This window comes from Delftia sp. ZNC0008 (assembly GCF_000799035.1).
GTDB classification, from domain to species: Bacteria; Pseudomonadota; Gammaproteobacteria; order Burkholderiales; family Burkholderiaceae_C; genus Comamonas; species Comamonas tsuruhatensis.
The window spans coordinates 1-1124 of the sequence record NZ_JTKZ01000782.1 but is presented as its reverse complement, the minus strand read 5'-3'; the positions used below and the strand labels follow the sequence as shown (position 1 = coordinate 1124).

Annotated in this window: 1 protein-coding gene; it reads left to right on the top strand. The window is 68.9% G+C overall.

Features of this window, described 5'->3' with window-relative positions:
- Positions 1-1019, top strand: a 1019-nt coding sequence (locus L995_RS25240; RefSeq protein ID WP_047474090.1) for a hypothetical protein, incomplete at its 5' end; no start/stop codon positions are given.
- Between the last annotated feature and the right edge of the window lie 105 nt (positions 1020-1124).

Here is a 1124-nt window from a genome sequence, read left to right as displayed (position 1 = left end):
CCGCGTGCAACGGCCGTGGCGTGCAGCGCTCCTCGCGCCACCAGCCCATCGGCCTGCAGGAGCTGCCCATACGCGAGCAGTTCCGCCTCGTCAGCGAGACCGGCGTGTTCGACTGCTTCGACCGCCTGCCGCTGCGCCACCAGCTGGCCGACTACGAGTCGGCCATCGCCGAATTCAAGCTGCCCGTGCACACCGCCAGCTGGTTCTACCGCCTGGGCGAGGACGAGGTCCTGCTGGCCGGCAACCTGCGCATCTGCCGCGAGATCGGCGTGCGCTGCCACAACATCATGACCTTCAAGCACCACCGCGACGGCCATGTGCTGTCCGATGTGGAAATCGCCGAACACTATCTGCGGGTCTATGACGACGCCATGGGCCTGGGCGTGGAGCCCAGCTTCGCGCTGCATGTGAACACGTGGACCGAAGACTTCCTGCGCGTGCGCAGCGTGGCCGGGCGCGTGCAGGCACGCGGCGTGCCCTTTCACTTCACGCTGGACTACAGCCATGTGAACTTCAAGATCGGCAACCCGGCCGAGCTGGACCGGTCGGGCGTGCGCGGGCTGCTCGAGCGCGGCGAACTGGTGCTGGACCCGTTCGAGCCCGGCTCGCTGTGCGAACAATGGCTGGACATGGGCATCGTGCGCTGGGCCCAGCTGCGCGCGGCCGGCCCCAACCAGCCCCTGAACCTGTGGCACCGCGACGAGGACGGCAGCCCGGGCCGGGGCATCCAGTACCCCATGCTGCGGCCCGGACCCGGCGAATGGCATTCGCCCTGGCATGCCTACCTGCTGGAGCCCTCCAAAGAGGCCATCCGCAAGGTGCTGGCCTGCCACCATGCGCAGCCGCACGGCCCGCTGCGCTACCTCACCACCGAATTCATCAATCTCCCCGACTACGGTCTGGGCGCAGGCTATGACCTGCTGGAGCAGAACGTGGCGGCCGCGCGCTTCATGCGGCAAGCCTGGGACGAGATCTGCGCCCGCCCCGTACTCCGGGCCTCCTGCGAAGGTGCAGCATGAACCCCGCACAACACCCCCAAGGCCATGCCGTCATCATCGGCGCCGGACACGCCGGTGGCACCCTGGCCGCCCTGCTGCGCCAGTACGGCCACCCGGGCCCGATCA